The 17,051-nt window shown below is 44.6% G+C and carries 10 protein-coding genes and 1 pseudogene; 4 read left to right on the top strand and 7 right to left on the bottom strand.

Features of this window, described 5'->3' with window-relative positions:
- Window positions 1-34 precede the first annotated feature (34 nt).
- The 5 genes from RB622_RS12880 to RB622_RS12860 all read right to left on the bottom strand — a co-directional run bounded on the left by RB622_RS12880 (window position 35) and on the right by RB622_RS12860 (window position 9,983).
- Complete coding sequence (locus tag RB622_RS12880; RefSeq protein WP_308046967.1) at window positions 35-2,395, bottom strand: FtsX-like permease family protein; 2,361 nt, start codon at window positions 2,393-2,395, stop codon at window positions 35-37.
- Between the two features lie 46 nt (window positions 2,396-2,441).
- On the bottom strand, window positions 2,442-4,793 hold the full coding sequence (locus RB622_RS12875) for an ABC transporter permease (protein ID WP_308046966.1): 2,352 nt from the start codon (window positions 4,791-4,793) through the stop codon (window positions 2,442-2,444).
- 88 nt (window positions 4,794-4,881) lie between these two features.
- A complete protein-coding gene (locus RB622_RS12870; protein ID WP_308046965.1) occupies window positions 4,882-7,266 on the bottom strand; it encodes an ABC transporter permease in 2,385 nt (794 codons plus the stop codon).
- Window positions 7,267-7,698: 432 nt separating this feature from the next.
- Window positions 7,699-9,414, bottom strand: a complete 1,716-nt coding sequence (locus RB622_RS12865) for a GMC family oxidoreductase (protein WP_308046964.1) — start codon at window positions 9,412-9,414, stop codon at window positions 7,699-7,701.
- A gap of 38 nt (window positions 9,415-9,452) precedes the next feature.
- The gene (locus RB622_RS12860; RefSeq protein WP_308046963.1) at window positions 9,453-9,983 is read right to left on the bottom strand and encodes a gluconate 2-dehydrogenase subunit 3 family protein; all 531 of its coding nucleotides are present in this window, start codon (window positions 9,981-9,983) and stop codon (window positions 9,453-9,455) included.
- Between the two features lie 271 nt (window positions 9,984-10,254).
- On the opposite strand from RB622_RS12860, the gene RB622_RS12855 reads away from it, so the two are divergent.
- The 4 genes from RB622_RS12855 to RB622_RS12840 are packed head-to-tail and all read left to right on the top strand — an operon-like array spanning window position 10,255 to window position 16,346.
- Window positions 10,255-10,728 carry a MarR family winged helix-turn-helix transcriptional regulator gene (locus RB622_RS12855; RefSeq protein ID WP_308046962.1) on the top strand — a complete coding sequence of 158 codons (474 nt, stop codon included), beginning with the start codon at window positions 10,255-10,257 and terminating at the stop codon, window positions 10,726-10,728.
- Window positions 10,729-10,782: 54 nt separating this feature from the next.
- Window positions 10,783-12,111 carry a TolC family protein gene (locus tag RB622_RS12850; protein WP_308046961.1) on the top strand — a complete coding sequence of 443 codons (1,329 nt, stop codon included), beginning with the start codon at window positions 10,783-10,785 and terminating at the stop codon, window positions 12,109-12,111.
- A 21-nt stretch (window positions 12,112-12,132) separates the two neighbouring features.
- Entirely contained in the window at window positions 12,133-13,188 is a 1,056-nt protein-coding gene (locus RB622_RS12845; RefSeq protein ID WP_308046960.1) for an efflux RND transporter periplasmic adaptor subunit, read from the top strand.
- A gap of 38 nt (window positions 13,189-13,226) precedes the next feature.
- Window positions 13,227-16,346 carry an efflux RND transporter permease subunit gene (locus RB622_RS12840; protein ID WP_308046959.1) on the top strand — a complete coding sequence of 1,040 codons (3,120 nt, stop codon included), beginning with the start codon at window positions 13,227-13,229 and terminating at the stop codon, window positions 16,344-16,346.
- Between the two features lie 79 nt (window positions 16,347-16,425).
- Here RB622_RS12840 and RB622_RS12835 read toward each other — a convergent pair whose 3' ends face one another.
- Both RB622_RS12835 and RB622_RS30315 read right to left on the bottom strand, forming a co-directional pair.
- A complete protein-coding gene (locus tag RB622_RS12835) occupies window positions 16,426-16,878 on the bottom strand; it encodes an OmpA family protein (RefSeq protein WP_409021426.1) in 453 nt (150 codons plus the stop codon).
- Window positions 16,879-17,031 (bottom strand): annotated as a pseudogene (locus RB622_RS30315) (YMGG-like glycine zipper-containing protein); the annotation flags it as partial. It abuts the gene before it with no gap.
- Window positions 17,032-17,051: the final 20 nt, after the last annotated feature.

Here is a 17,051-nt window from a genome sequence, read left to right as displayed (position 1 = left end):
GTTTGGCAGATCCGGGCGACGACAAGCGTCGCCCCTACTCGGATTTCAAACTTTTTACGGGGTTCATCAGGGCGGCTTTGATGGCCTGATAACTGATTGAGAGCAGCGCCGTCATAACCGTCATCACGCCGGTTACCACGAAAACCCACCATTCTATACTCACTTTAAAGGCAAAATTTGCCAGCCAGTTTTCCATCGAAATCCAGGAAATGGGTATTGCAATGAAGATGGCGAACAATACAAGTTTCAAAAAATCCATTGATAACAAAGCGGTTATACCGAAAACCCCTGCTCCAAGCACTTTCCTGATACCTATTTCTTTCGTACGCTGCTCGGCGGTAAAACCAACGAGACCCAACAACCCGAGACAGGATATCATAATGGCAGTTGCTGCGAAGAAACTAAACAATTGTTGCGTCTGCTGTTCGCCGCGGTACTGTTTATCGTAGGATTCCGATAAAAACGTATATGCAAAGGCAGTTTGCGGATTGTATTTTTTCCATATTTTCTCAACAGCGGCCACCGCTGATTCTGCCAAAATAGCGGTAGTTTGAACATGTACCATATCATTTTTAGCAGGGATGCTATACAGGATCAAAGGCCGAATCCGTTCGTGGGCAGAAGCGATATTAAAATCCTTCACCACACCAATGATTGTGCCTTCCGTTCTTTCAAATTTAAACCTTCTGCCAACTGGATTTTTAATTCCCGATAGTTTCAACGCCATTTCATTCAAGATAAAATGAGCTGAATCAGAAGGGCTTCCATCAAAATTCTTCCCTTCTACAATTCTGATCCCAAAATTTGGAATGAATGCAGAGTCAATACTCATATGAACAAAAATGAGTCCCTGGTTATTGTTGCTACCATCCCAAGCAACCGTCGTCGTTCCATGGCTTACATCAATAGGCGTATCGCTGGAAGTACTCACATTTTTGATACCGGATTGCGTCAGAAGTGTCTGCTTTAAAAGTGCAGATGATTTTTTACCATCAAAAGAAAACACATGTTCACGGTTAAATCCAGAGTCGCGCTGACGAATGTAATTTAGCTGCCTGCCGATAATAAAAGTGCTACTGATCAGGACAGTCGTCAAAACAAATTGCGCAACTACCAATCCCTTACGCAACCCCACACTGGACCGACGCCCCGAACGCCCGCGTAGTGCGTTAACCGGATTGTAACCAGAAATAAGGACGGCCGGATAAATACCCGCCAACAGAAAGGTCAGGATAAGTGTTCCGAACAGCATCACCCATGACTGAAAGTCAAGCAACGAAAAATGACCCGTTTTGCCCGTTATGTTTTTATAAAATGGGAGCAGTATTTGAATCAAAATCAAGGCCGTCACCAAGGAAAGACTTAATGTAATCACCGACTCTACCAATAGTTGTCCCGCCAGTTGACGGGATTTAGCCCCGACTGCTTTACGAATACCTACCTCCTTATTGCGCCTCGTTGCCCTGGCCGTTGTCAGATTTACGTAATTAATAGATCCGATGGCTAGAAGTAGCAATGCCGTCAAACCAAAAATTTTCACCTGCCGCATGCCCGAACTCTTGCCGTCTGGTGAATAAAGATGTAACTTCCGAAGCGGTTGAAGCCGGTAATCAGCTACCTCTTCGCCGGTCTTTCGCGCAGCATTTTGGGTCAGGGTTAATTGCTTCTCTACCTCAACCGGATCCGTATTGACACCAAGCTTTACATAACTTTCGAAACCGAAATCATCCCAGTTATCATCCATTGATTGCTGGTTATATTGTACTTTATAAGACTGCTTTAACGCTTGCATCGGAATGTACATCTGATACCGAAGTGACGCATTGTCGGGATTGTCCGCGATGACAGCGCCCACTGAAAAAGTTTGATTATCATCAACATTTGTAAAGATTTTACCAATTACATTTGAAGATCCAAAAAATTTTTCTGCGAGTTTCCTGGTAATCAGCACCGATACAGGTGTTGGAAACGGATTTTTCGGATCGCCATGGAGAACCGTAAGCCCATCAAAAAAAGTCAGGAGGTTTTCATCCGAGTATGCCATTCTTCCTTTTTCCGCAATAATCTTATCGCCAACACGAAAATCTCCGTGATCGTAATCGGCGATACGTAATACGGCTTCTACACCAGGCACTGATTTTTTTGCTAACACAGCAACTGGTGCCGGAGTATCTGAAAAAGTACTTTCATTCAATTTAACCCCAAAATGAGAATTGATCCTGTAAATCCGTTCGTTATCGGAATGAAAGTTGTCAAAACTCAGCTCATCCTTCACCCACCAAAAAAGCAAAAGGCTGACAGCAAGAACAACAGCAAGTCCGCCTATATTCAAGGCCGAATACCACCCTCCTTTTATCAGATTCCTGAACGATATTTTGAAATAATTACGGATCATGTTTTCGGATATTGGGTTAGGAAAAGTCAGTAACTACATCTTTCATCTATTCACTCCGCAAACTTTTTACAGGATTCATCAATGCAGCTCTAATGCTCTGGTAACTGATTGTAATACCGGCGATCACAAGCGTTATCACAATGGAAATGCCAAAAATAGCCGGACCGACGCTGATGTGATACGCAAATTCGCGCAGCCATTGATCCATGGCAAACCAGGCTACGGGCGCGGCAATGACGAAAGCGATCAGGATCAGCCAGATAAATTGGTTGACAAAAAGCACGACAATGCCCGGAACCGACGCGCCCATCACTTTACGGATCCCTATTTCTTTCGTACGCTGAACAGCCATCAGCGACACCAATCCATAAAGCCCTAAACAACCGATCAGAATCGCAATTGCGGAGAAAATCCGAAACGCGTTGTACATTTTCTCTTCCTGTTTATACATTCCGGCGATATGCTGATCAATAAATTCGTAGTTGAAAAGATTATCCGGATTAAGCGCCGACCAATCCTTTTCGATCGAAGCAACGGTCTCCCGCATATTTTTCGGACGAAGTTTTACGCTGGCCTGCCAGAAAGAATTTGGGTTGTACATGATGATACAGGCCCTGATCTTCTCATGTTTGGATTCGCTTTGAAAATCCCTGACAACACCGCTGATTCGCGTAGGCGTACTGCCAATAAACACTCGTTTCCCGATAGCCTTTCCCGGATCCTGTATCCCCATCCTTTTAATCAATGTTTGGTTGACAACCAGATTCACGATGGTATCCTTTGAAGTCATTTTTCTTATGGGCTCACCTGCAAGCAGTTTCATTTTATACATGGACAAATAATTATCATCCACCTGTTTGATCTCCGTCACGTCGGTTTCCGTCATACCCAATTCCGGCGAATTGAACGGAGCAAAATTGGTACTGTATGCCGGACCGCCCGATGCAAAACTAACTTGTTCCACACCCGGATTATCTTCCAGTTTTTGCCGTAACACATCTTTTTTCTCACCGGTCGGGAAAATCATGATAGCGTCTTTATCAAAACCCATATCCTGATTTAAAAAGAAATCCATTTGATTGCCTACGATCAGCGTTCCCACCAAAAGGATCTGGGTTATTGCAAATTGCACAACCACCAGACCCTTTCTCAAATAAGACTTTCCATGGGTATTGTCGGCCAGGCCGGATTTCAACGCTTTTATCGGCTGAAATCCTGACTGCACAAAGGCCGGATACATACCGGCAATCACAATCGTCAGTACCGTGATCCCGGCAACGACACCGATAACCCTGGGTTCAAACAGACTGGAAGATGCTACACAAATATCCAGCAACGACTCCGTGTACGGTAAAAAAAACAGCACGGCAACCAACGCCAACATGACAGCGATGCCCACCAGGACCGTCGTTTCTCCCAACATTTGCATGATGAGTTGTTTTCTTTGAGCGCCCAGTGTTTTTCGGACACCTACTTCCTTTCCGCGTTTCAGAGATTGCGCCGTGGCCAGATTAATGAAGTTTATACAGGCTGTCAGGATTATGAAAAGCGCGACACCTGCGAGCCCATAGATCGTTTCCTTGGATCTTGGCATTGAGATATGATTCAGATAACGCCTGTCGAAATGAATCTCTTTAAGCGGCTGCAAAAGCAGCACACCTTTTTCCTTGCCAATTTCCTCCCGCCAGTTCTTCGTCAGAAAATTTGGCAACTGCGCCTGAACACCCCGGGCAGATTTCGCGTCGGGGAGCGTCACATACACAAAACCACCCTGAATAGACCAGAATTTATGATCCCCGATATCCTTTTTGATCGTTTCCCACGACACTAAAAATGAAAAAACGAAATGGGTATTCGAAGGAAGATCTTTGATAACCCCGCTCACACGCAGATCTCGCTGATTATCCAGCTTGATCATTTTACCGATAGCGTCCTCCTTTTGAAAATATTTTTTTGCTATGCTTTCTGTCAGAACAACCGTATTGGGCTCCTTCAATGCTGTTTTCGGGTTACCTTGCAGCCATGTAAAATCAAAAATTTCGGTAAAATGCTCATCAGCAAAAGCATAAACCTTTTCCTTAAATTTTTGCTCACCAACCTTAACCAATCCGCCTTCCTGATAATAATATTGAGAGACCTCAGCTTCCGGAAAGTCGTTTCTAAATGCTGGTGCAACCGCAAAAGAGACACTTGGATTGCAGGGTTCTCCAAAAAGCGTCACACGATAAGTACGGTCGGCTTTCGTATGATAATTATCATAGCTCAATTCGTTTTGTACGACCAGAAAGATCACGATACAAGCGGCTAAACCCAGCGCCAGCCCTGTAATGTTGATGAACGCGTAGCTTTTGTTACGCAATAAAGTCCTGAAAGCAATCTTAAAATAGTTAAGGATCATATACTGGCAGCAGTTTAACTTTTATGTTTTACATCTTAATATTGACCCGACTCCGTGACACCCGTCGCTTGGCCTGGTGAACAATAGATTATTCACTCCGAAGACTTTTCACCGGATCAAGCAAAGCAGCCCGGATGGCCTGATAACTTACCGTCATCAACGTAATAATCAACGCACCTAAACTAGCCAGTACAAAAATCCACCAGGAAACCTCTGTCCGGTACTCATATTTTTGCAGCCACCCATGCAGAAAATAAAAAGCCACTGGTGCGGCAATAACACAGGAAACAACGACCAGAACAACAAAATCCCTTGAAAGCATTTGCCAAAGGTTTGCAACGGAAGCACCAAGCACCTTTCGAACGCCTATTTCTTTGGTCCGTTGTTCCGCCGTAAAAGAAGCCAGTCCAAAAATACCCAGGCAGCTAATGATCACCGCCAGAACCGAAAAGAATGTTGTCAGTTTGCCAATCCGTTCTTCGTTGAAAAATTTCCGGGCATATTGTTCATCTACAAATTTGTATTCGAAAGGCGAAGCGCTATCATATTTCTTGAACACATTTTCAATTTTGGCCAAAGCATCGGCCGTATTGGTATGCGGATTGATTTTAATATTGATAACACCACCATCACCCATTGCCATACTGTAAAAAAGCGGCTGTATGGGTGCATAAGGTGATTGAACGATCATGTCTTTCACAACACCGATTATCGTCAGAGGCGTACCGTTCCAGGTCAGCATTTCACCGACCGGATTTTTCAATCCCATAAATTTAACAGCCGACTCGTTAACCACAAGCCCGGCGGAATCGGATGCAAAATCCCTTGAAAAGTCTCGGCCACCTTTAAACTGCCAGCCTACCGTTTTCCCATAATCATGGGATACTTCATTGAAATGAAAGTCAACGGACAGCGACGGGTCTTTTCCCTTCCACGCAAAACCACTTGTTGACGACCAGGTTTCGGTGGTAGGACTTACCGATTCAGCCATTTCCGAGATTGCTCCCGATTTTTTTAGTTCATCGCGAACTGCATCAAAATGGTTATGAATATCGGTTGTTGCCATGTTAAGAACCAGCAATCCGGCGCGATCATAACCAACCGGACGATTTTTGGCAAACTGGATCTGACGAAAGACAACAGCAGTACCAATAATCAAAATGATAGAAACCGTAAACTGCACAACAACCAGCGTCTTTCTGGGGACAGCAGCAAACCTGCCTGCCTTGAATGTCCCTTTCAAAACTTTCACCGGCTGAAAAGATGATAAATATAAGGCAGGATAACTTCCGGAAACCACCGTTGTAAAAAGGCTAAAACCAATGCTGGCAAACCAAAATAACGGACTACCCCACAGAATGGTCAGTTTTTTATCGGCAACTTCATTAAACTGTGGCAGCATGAGCAACACCAGCACCAGGGCCACAACAAAGGCCAGTGCGACAACTATAAACGATTCGGTGAAAAACTGGGCGATCAGCTGATTACGGACAGAACCGATTGCCTTGCGTATACCTACCTCTTTTGCCCGCTTTTCAGAACGCGCCGTGCTCAGGTTCATAAAGTTGATGCAAGCAAGAAGCAATACAAAAGAACCAATAGTGCCGAAAAGCCAGACAAATTCGATCTGGCCTCCTACACGTTTCCCTTCTTTGAACTCCGAATAAAGATGCCAGTCGGCCATTGCATTCAGAAATACTTCAGGCTTATATTTTAGCTGTTCTTTATGTATATTTTTGACCTTTATGTCTCTTATTTTGGCAGAAACCTTGTCAATATCAGCATGGTCATTCAGCTGAACAAAGGTCTGATAGCTATTGGCACGCCATGGATCCTCTTCTTTTTTCAACCACGGCGATGCAATTTCCATAAGGCTCCACGGAGCCAGAAACTGCATATCCCTGAAGGACGAATTGTGTGGTATATCCTCATAAACCCCGGTAACCTTTACGTTGAATTTATTGTCAATTTTCATGATCTGGTCAAGCGGGTCGGCCTCACCGAAAAAAGCTTTTGCAACCGATTCAGACAGCAGAATAGAATAAGGATCTTTCAACCCTGAACCGGATCCTTTTATCATTTTAAGGGTTAGCATTTCTGGTGCATCCGGTTCCATATAGGGCCCGTTTTTCGCGAATTTCTTGTCGCCATAAGCCAACACATGGCGGTTGCTCCATGTTGACATGATCACGTGTTTAAAATCACTTCCATAGTTCCGCCTGAGTTCCGCCCCAATCGGGTAAGGAACAGCCGTTTGCGTTCCTATGTGTCCATTATAGGTTTGATGCTGCATGATCTGAGCGATCCTGCCATGATTCTTGTGGTAACGATCGGATGAAATTTCATCATAAATCCATAGGCCAATCAGCATCGCAACGGCCATACCCATCGCCAGACCGGTTATGTTAATGAACCCATATCCCTTGTTTTTAGCAAGATTCCGGAAAGCAATTTTAAAATAGTTATGTATCATGGCTAATAGATTAATAAGCAATAAAATCGGACAAATACTTTAAGAGCTTTGTTTGTCATTTTATTAATAGAAGTGTCTGTTCAAATACTTTGCCACTTAAAACATACTTAATTAAAATATTGACTATCAAACAATTGATTCTTTACAGATACAGACGTGATGTCCGATAATGAACACCATTGTTCGCTTTGGAACGAGAATTTTCCGGAATGAATTCCAGGGCTACAACGTGAAACGTGCCCTTGGCACTTCATACCCAGAACAAAATTTCAGCGTGTTAAACGCTATTACTAAAGCTAATTTTGCGATCACGAACTCCCAATGCCATAGGCATGACCGATCTTGTAAACATGGATTTTAATGGGAAACAAAAAATCCCTCTGACCAAATCAAGCAATTTGGTCAGAGGGAAACAAATTATCTATCTTTTTATCAGATATTCTTTTTCTTCAGTTCTTTCACGGCAAAGTCAGCAGCTCTTGCGGTTAACGCCATGTAGGTAAGCGACGGGTTCACACAAGATGCAGAAGTCATAGCGGCTCCATCCGTAACAAAAACGTTCTTCACGGCATGCATTTGGTTATTTCCGTTCAAAACAGACGTTTTTGGATCACGTCCCATACGCGCAGTTCCCATCTCGTGGATTGCCATACCAAGGTAAGATCCGTTATCATGTGTTTTCACATTTTTAAGACCCGATTTTTCAAGCATTTCAGCCGCATCGTTCATCATGTCTTTGCGCATTTTTTTCTCGTTTTCACGAAGATCTGCATCAAAAACAACCGTCGGCATGCCCCACTTATCCTTCTTATCCTTGTTCAGGTACATATGGTTTTCATGGTATGGCAACGTTTCACCAAAACCACCAAAACCCATTGTCCAATGACCTGGCGTCGTCAATTCTTCTTTGAAATCGGCACCAAATGCAAGTTCAGCGACATTGCGCTGCCAGCCCTGACGACCGCCGCCGCCCTGGTAGCCAAATCCACGGAGATAATCACGCTTGTCAGAACCAATATTCTGGTAACGAGGGATGTAGATACCGTTGGCACGACGACCGAAATAATATTTGTCCAGATCACCTTCCCAAACACCACTGGCCCCGGTACGGAAATGGTGGTCCATCAGGTTATGTCCCAATTCGCCTGAATCATTACCCAAACCATTAGGAAAACGGTCAGAAGTGGAGTTCAGCAACACCAGTGAAGAACCAATCGCACTCGCGCAAACAAATATAATCTTGGCAAAATATTCGCGTTCCTCCAAAGTAACCGAATCCGTCACCTTCACACCCGTTGCTTTTTGCTTCGTTTTATCATAAACAATTTCCCGTACTACGGAATCCGGACGAAGTGTAAGACGGCCCGTTTTTACCGCTGGCGGCAACGTACTCGACTGCGTACTGAAATAAGCCCCATAAGGACATCCATAAGAGCAACGGTTACGGTACTGGCACGGAGAGCGCCCTCCTTCCAGCTGGATTTTACCCGCCTGCGAAAGGTTGGCAACCCGCCCGATCGTCATGGTACGGCCAGGAAATTGTTTTTCCAGTCTCTTTCGAACCTCTTTTTCCACAAAGTACATTTCCATCGGCGGTAAGAAATCGCTGTCCGGAAGCTGGGGCAATCCCAGTTTTTCACCTGAAATCCCAACGTGTTTCTCAACGTAAGAATACCAGGGTGCAATATCTTTATAACGAATCGGCCAGTCAACGGCGATTCCATCTTTTAAATTCGCTTCAAAGTCCAGGTCGCTCCAACGATACGACTGACGGCCCCACATAATGGATTTTCCGCCGACAATATTGGGCCTGAACCAGTCAAATCTTTTCTTTTCTTCATAAGGTGAATCCGAATCGTTCATCCAGTACTTTTCGGTCATCTCATTGTAGGGATAATCACGGGATAAGAACGGATGTGTCTCTTTCTGTTTGACTGTCAAACGGCCGTTGTATTTCGTTTCCCAGGGATCTTTCAACGCATTTTCGTAACCTGTTACGTGTTCAAGCGGTTTCCCTTTTTCAAGCATCAACACTCTTAATCCCTTTTCAGTCAATTCCTTCGCTGCCCATCCGCCCGAAACACCGGAGCCGATTACGATGGCATCGTAGGTCATATCTTTTATTGCATCAACATTTAAATTCGCCATGGTGATAATTCTTTTGAAAATTTAGAAAGGTTTAGATCTTAAAGCGCCCACGTTTTCTGGCCTTCTTTCATTGGATAGGAACCGTCAAAACGACCTGGAATCGGCAGATAATCCAGCGCCTTCGTTGCTCCGATTTCGGAAGTAAAATAGCCCGTCACCGTAAGACCTTTCATTTGCAGGAAAAATGGCTTATCAGCCGTTGTGCTACGCTTCACAATCTCATTTTTCTGAGCCGTGTCCAACGCAGCAAAACCTTTTCCGTACACGGTATTGCTGTCTTTGTTCAACCTTTCCACGCCGTCATAGAATTTTTGCTGTTCTTCCCGGACATAGCAGTCGCGGATCACACGGGTGATAAACTTCTCAACGCCGGCAGCTTTCGCACCTGGTGTCTTCGTGGTGGGGATAATAACGTCGGCAATCTCAGCGAGCAAAGCCTCCTGTTCGGCAGAAACCTCCAAAGAAGGGCCAAAATTCAGCTTTTCTCCCATCACGCCAGCCATTAAAGGCGCAGAAATAACACCTCCCATCAGAAGGGTTAATTTTTGAACGGCTTCTCTACGATTCATCTGAAAGGAAAATTGTTAATAATATTGATTCAGGATTAATGGTTGAAATTCAAAAGGATACGAAAGTTCGTATCCTTTGATTTCAAATAACTGCGTAAGTTAATTAAATACAGGATTCAAATGCACTTTTCTGGCATAGCTTTTTTAAATTTTTAAATATTTCCTTCAAAACTTTCAGGATATAAGTATATTTTTATCTGATCTGGAAATTCCGTTTTGATTATTTGAAAATAAATTTGGTTGATATATCTACCTATTTTACCTTTGCACCATGGATATAGAAGTAAAAGAACTAAATCAAGCCAACTTTGAGCGTTTAAGCAGGATGATGCTGTTTAATATACTCAATGTTTCGCACCTTATTGGCCGTAATACCAATAAAGAGCTGGCTAAAATGGGTTATACTTTACAGGTTGAACAAATTCAGATACTGTTTTTCGTGTATCTGCGGGAAGGAAACTCTCCGTCGCAGCAGGAAATTGCCAATTTTTCTCAAAAAGATAAAGGCGGTATACAACGCTCGGTTCAAACGCTCTTACGCGATGGCTATGTGCGGATTGTAAGTGACTCACACGACCGTCGCAAAAACCTGATTGAACTCACGCCAGCTGGGAAAATGGTGGTAACCAAAATGATGGAATCCATTGAAGATATCGACAGACGAATGACTGCCTCGATCAGCCAGGAAGAAATTGACGCGTTGATTTCCATTGTAAGAAAAATTTCAAACATCGTTAAAGAGTAAAAAAAATTGGATATATAGTTGATATATCCACAGTAGATACATCAACCTATTAGTATGAAAAAAAGATTTCTGGGTAAGCTGGTTATGCTGCTTGCCTTTCCATTGCTCTCTCAGGCACAAACTGCCTGGTCATTAAAAGATTGCATCGATTATGGTCTGAAACATTTCGGAACCGTACGAATCGCCCAGTATCAAAAAGAAAATGCACGGCAGCAGTCACGCCAGGCTTTGGCTGGTTATCTGCCTCAGGTTTCGGGTACCGGAACCTTTGATGATAACCTGAAATTGCAAATGACAACTTTGCCCGCAGGAATTTTAGGACCTGAGCCGGCCCGGATTGCTTTTGGGACAAAATACCAAACCAATTTTACCGCCTCTGCCGATCAGGTTATTTTTGACAAGTCATTACTGACAGGGATCAAGGCTAATAAACCGAACCAGCAGCGTGCGGAGCTTAACGAAAGGCAAACGCAGGAGGAAATCATCTACCAGGTTTCGAAGAATTATTATCAGGTTTTTGTCTCCCAGCAGCAAATTTCACTTTTGCAGGATAACCTCGAAAGAACACAACAGGTACTGAATATTCTGAAATTACAGCGTGACAACGGCGTGATTCAACCTGTTGATTATGACCGGACCGACGTTAGTTACAACAGCAACAAGTCACAGCTGTCGTTGGCAAAAACAAATGTGACGCTTGCATTGAACCGTTTGAAATACCAGATGGGACTTGACCAGGACCAGGAATTATTATTGAAAGATTCGCTTTTACTGACGCAGCTTCCCAAGGTTGAGGAATCTTTGTTTGACGCTAAAAGATTGACTGATTTTCAGTTAACTGAAAACGAACTAACATTGAACCGGCTGGACCAGGAACGTATCAAAGCGGGTTATCTGCCTCGGCTAAGTTTCAATGCCCGGTATGGCCAATTGGCTTTGACAAATGAATTGGGCAATGCGCTGCAAAACTTCCGGGGATTCGCGACAATCGGGCTGAAACTAAATATCCCGATTTTCGATGGTTTTAACAGAAGCGCACAGATTCAACAAGCCAGAATAAAGATCGTAACCCAGGAAGAACAGCAGAAAATGAATGTTCAGTCTTATCGTCTTGCCTTCAATAATTCACAATCTCAGATTCAGCAGTCGACAGTCAATGTAGACAACGATGACCGAAATGTGAAGCTGGCGCAGAAAGTGTATGACATGACGACGCTTCAATACAAACAGGGAACTGCCCCACTGACGGATCTGATCAACGCCGAAAATGCTTATCGCCAGGCGCAAACGGATTATGTAAATTCTCTGATCAATTTTTACCAGGCCAAACTGGATCTGGAACAGGCGCAGGGCACATTAATACCTTTCTTCCAACAACTTTGAAATAACAAATTGTAACAGGCAATGAAAAAGACAACAATAATTATTACGCTGGCGATACTGGCCGTTGTAGGGCTTATTGGCGCCAGGCTGGTTTCCAACAAGAAGAAAATTGACGAAAAAAATAAACCCGTGGCAGTTTCCACTGCGGCAATTCCGGTTACCGTGGTGCAAGTGCGCGAAGACACTGTGAGCCAGTCGTTGTTGAAAACGGGGAATCTGATCCCTTTCCGGGAAACATCCATCATGGCTGCCAGCCAGGGGCAGGTTCTCAATGTCAATTTTGACCTGGGGAGTCATGTTTCAAAAGGATCAACGCTCATTCAGATTGACAACAAACTGAACCAACTGGCTTTACAGGCGACGCAGCTTAATATCGAAAAACTCAAAAAAGACGTCGTCCGTTATAATACGCTATATGCTGGCAACGCAACGACCGAATTACAGCTCAATCAAACGAAATATGACTATGAAAGTGCTGTTAACAAGGCTGAGCAAATCACAAAACAAATTCAGGACGCCACGGTGAAAGCACCTATCAGCGGCCGTATTGTAAAAAAAGATATTGAAGTGGGGGAATTTGTAAATACGGGAACGGTACTGGGAACAATCCTTGACGTATCGCGCCTGAAAGTTCAGGTTATGGTCAATGAAAAGGACGTTTATCAATTGCATGAGGGACAAAAGGTAAAAGTAAGCGCTGATGTTTTGGCAGGTAAAATTTATCCGGGCCAGATCACCTACATCGCGCCGCGTGGAAATGAAGAACACAGCTACCCAGTTGAAATTACCGTTGGAGGCGCAGGCCCTCTTAAAGCCGGAACTTTTGTAAACGTCGATTTCTCCCAAAAATCCAAAGAAAAATCATTGCAGATCCCAAGGGTTTCATTAGTTGAAAGTGTAAAAAATCCATATGTATACGTGGTCAGCAACAATATTGCCGAACAGCGTAAAATCACTGTGGGAAGAGAATTGGGAGACCTTATCGAAGTATTGGGCGGATTGCAGGCAGGTGATCAGGTTGTTACAACGGGTCAGCTAAATCTTACCAACGGCAAACCGGTTCAGATCACTAAATAGACCGGCGGTATAGTCCGGAACCATTAAAACATATAACCATGTCTATAACCGAATTATCAGTTAAAAGACCGCTGTTGATTACAACGATTTTCACCGTATTGATTCTTTTCGGTGTGATCAGTTACCAGCAGCTTTCCTATAATCTTTTGCCCAAATTTGAGGCAAACGTAATCAGTGTTTCCACAACCTACCGGGGCGCCTCGGCGGATGAAGTAGAGACCAATGTTACCAAACGCATTGAGGACGCGCTGGCTTCGCTCGAAGGTCTGGACCGTATCAATTCCACTTCCCAGGAAGGGGCTTCGATCGTGGTGATCCAATTAAAAAACGGAGTCGACGTAACGCTTGCACAGCAGGATGCGCAGCGTAAAGTGGAGCAGATTATCAATTTGCTGCCCGATGAAGCGGATCGCCCTACGATTAATAAATTCTCAACCGACGAGCTTCCTGTGCTTCGTATGGGGGTTACCGCTAATATTTCCCCGGCAAAACTTTATGATCTGATTGATGATGAGTTAAAACCACAGCTTTCCAATGCGGCTGGTGTGGGACGGATCGACCTGATTGGCGGTAACGAACGTGAAATTCAGGTTAACGTAGATGCACAGAAATTACGTGCCTATAATCTTTCGATTGGACAAATTGCTGCGGCAATCAACAATGCCAATACGAGTTATCCGGCTGGCCAGCTTGAAACCCGCGCGTCCCAGTTATCCATCCGTTTTGACGCTTCGGTGGAAAACTCGGATGCATTCAGAAACTTAATTGTATCGAGGAATGCGGATGGCGGTGAAGTACAATTGAAGGATGTTGCCGAAGTTGTGGATGCAACCACAAAACCAACGGCCATTAACCACATCAATGCGATGCCTTCCATCGGTTTACAGGTTTTGAAACAATCGGATGCCAATGCAGTTGAAGTGAGCAAACAGGTAAAGGCAAAAATCGTTACACTTGAAAAACAGTATGCTTCCTCAGGGTTAAAGTTCAATATCGCTGCTGACCAATCCACGTATACGCTGGCATCAGCCGATGCGGTTGTGTTTGACCTGTTCCTGGCGGTTGCCATTGTTTCGGTCGTCATGCTTATGTTCTTGCATAGCTTCCGGTCATCACTTTTCGTGTTGGTTGCGTTACCCTCTTCCATTATTCCGACATTCATTCTGATGTATCTCCTTGGGTTTTCATTGAATCTGATGACCCTGATGGCCCTTTCGCTAGTTGTCGGTATCCTGGTTGATGACTCCATTGTGGTTTTGGAAAACATTAACCGGCACATGGAAATGGGTAAGAGCCGCTGGCAGGCTGCGCTTGACGGACGCAGCGAAATCGGGTTTACTGCCCTTGCGATTACCCTGGTGGACGTTGTCGTTTTCATTCCCCTGGCCATGACCGGCGGATTGATTGGCAATATTCTTCGCGAATTCTCTCTGGTGGTGGTTTTCTCAACACTGATGAGTTTGTTTGTCTCTTTCACCTTAACCCCGCTCTTGGTTTCGCGTTTTGGAAAAATGGAAGTACTTAATCCGAAATCGCTTTGGGGGAAACTCAATCTTGGATTTGAAAGCCTGCTGACCAGCCTTCAAAATGGTTACGGACGCATTTTGCTCAAAGTATTAAGCCATAAAAGATATGTTTTTCTGGGCGTGCTCGCGTTGTTGATCGGGGCAATTGCCTTAGTTCCTGCCGGTTTTATCGGCGCGGCTTTTATGCCACAAAGTGATCAGGGTGAGTTTACCGTACAAATTGAACTGGCACCGACCGCATCGATTTATGAAAGCAACAAGGTAGCCCAGCAAGCCGAACAAATGCTACTGAAACATCCGGAAGTGACCAACGTGTTCAGTAACATCGGATACAGCAGCAATAACCTGACTTCATCGTCCAACAGTAACCTGTCCACCTTGAATGTCAAGTTAATTGATAAAAAAGAGCGGACCGTTTCTACCGAAGATTTCAGTGTTTTGGTTAAAGCAGAAATTGCAAAAATCGCTGGGACAAAAGTGACCGTCAGCCCTACTGGTTTGGTTGGAACTTCGGAAGCACCGATTCAGATTGCCGTTAAGGGAACCAATCTTGACTCCATCCGTAAAGCATCGGCTTTGGTTAAAAACGTTGCAGAATCTGTCCCGGGAACGCAGGACGTCAAATATTCGGTGCAGGATCCAAAACCAGAGGTAAAAGTAAACCTGAACCGTGAACGGATGGCCCAACTGGGTATCAATGCCGCAGAAGTTGGTATTGCCTTGCAGAACGGTTTCCGCGGAGATGACCGTTCCAAATTCAAACAGAATGGCAAAGAATACGACATCCTTATAAGTCTGGATCAATTTGACCGGACCAGCGCAAGCGATATCAGCCAACTGGCTTTTGTCAATAATCAGGGAAAATCATTTCAGTTATCCCAGTTCGCGACCGTAGAAGAACAAATCGGTGAAAGCGTTTTACAGCGCATTGACCGCCTTTCTTCAATCTCCGTGAACGCCCAGGTCGTTGGCCGCCCGGTAGGAACGGTTGGCGCCGACATCAAAGCCAAGGTTGAAAAACTAACCTTGCCAGCGGGTATTGCTATACAATATCTGGGTCAGATGCAACAGCAAGGCGATGCGTTCGGCAGCTTGGGGCTTGCATTGGTGATTGCCATCCTGCTGGTTTATTTCATCATGGTTGGGCTATATGAAAGTGTCGTTTATCCTTTCGTCGTGTTATTCTCCATTCCAGTAGCCTTGATCGGTGCACTTTTGGCACTGGCATTATCAATGGAGAGTTTAACTGTTTTCGCGATTGTCGGTATGATCATGCTGCTGGGTCTTGTGGCAAAAAACGCGATCCTGATTGTCGATTTCACCAATCACTTAAAGGAAGAAGGCTACGAAGTCGTGCAGGCACTGGTCGAAGCAGGAAAAGAACGTCTTCGTCCCATTCTGATGACGACGCTGGCGATGGTTTTCGGTATGCTGCCCATTGCTTTGGCTAGCGGCGCAGGTGCAGAAACCAAAAATGGTATGGCCTGGGTTATTATCGGCGGACTAACGAGCTCTCTGGTTCTGACGCTGTTGCTTGTTCCTTCTGCTTATCTGGTAGTTGACCGGATCAAGGCACGTTTTGAAAAGAAAAAGATAAAAAAGAAAGCAGCCAAGGAATTAACGCTTAGTTAAGTTAATTTTCCGAAAACACAATAGGCTGCCTCCACAGGGCAGCCTATTGTGTTTTCGAAGAATACTTGATTAATTATGTTTACCGGATCTCCCCTTTCTCAGCATCTTTCTTCATCGTATCGTTGGCAAAAATGGCGAGTTCAACACGACGGTTTTTCTCGCGGTTTACCTCACTGTCGTTAGCAAATTTAGGCTGCGACTCTCCGTACCATTTTGTTCTCAGCCGTGCAGACGGAATATTCTGTGATTCAAGATATTTAGACACGGACTCAGCACGACGCTCAGACAATTTCATGTTATAGTCGTCAGAACCTGTGTCGTCCGTATGACCTTCCAGCAGGATCTGCGTATCGTCATACTTGCTTAAAATACCGCCTACTTTTTTCAATTCTGTTTTGGCACCTTCACTCAGTTCAGACGAGTTAAGCTTGAACAACAGACCTGAATTAAAAGTCAGGTTGATTCCCTCACCCACTCTTTCCACAGTCGCGTCAGGGATCGCCTGTTTCAGCTCCTGCGCCTGTTTATCCATATGTTTTCCGATGAAATAACCGGCCGAACCACCTACCGCTGCGCCAATCAGCGCACCAATCACACTGTTTTTTCCGGCAAGTTCACCAATTACGGCACCCGCAGCCGCCCCGCCGGCCACACCGATCCCGGTTCCTTTCTGGGTGCTGTTCATACTTTTACAGCCAATCAAAA

Source organism: Dyadobacter sp. LHD-138, from assembly GCF_030929615.1.
Taxonomy (GTDB): Bacteria; Bacteroidota; Bacteroidia; order Cytophagales; family Spirosomataceae; genus Dyadobacter.
Note: the sequence above shows the minus strand (reverse complement) of the source record. Positions and strands in the feature narration are given on the sequence as shown.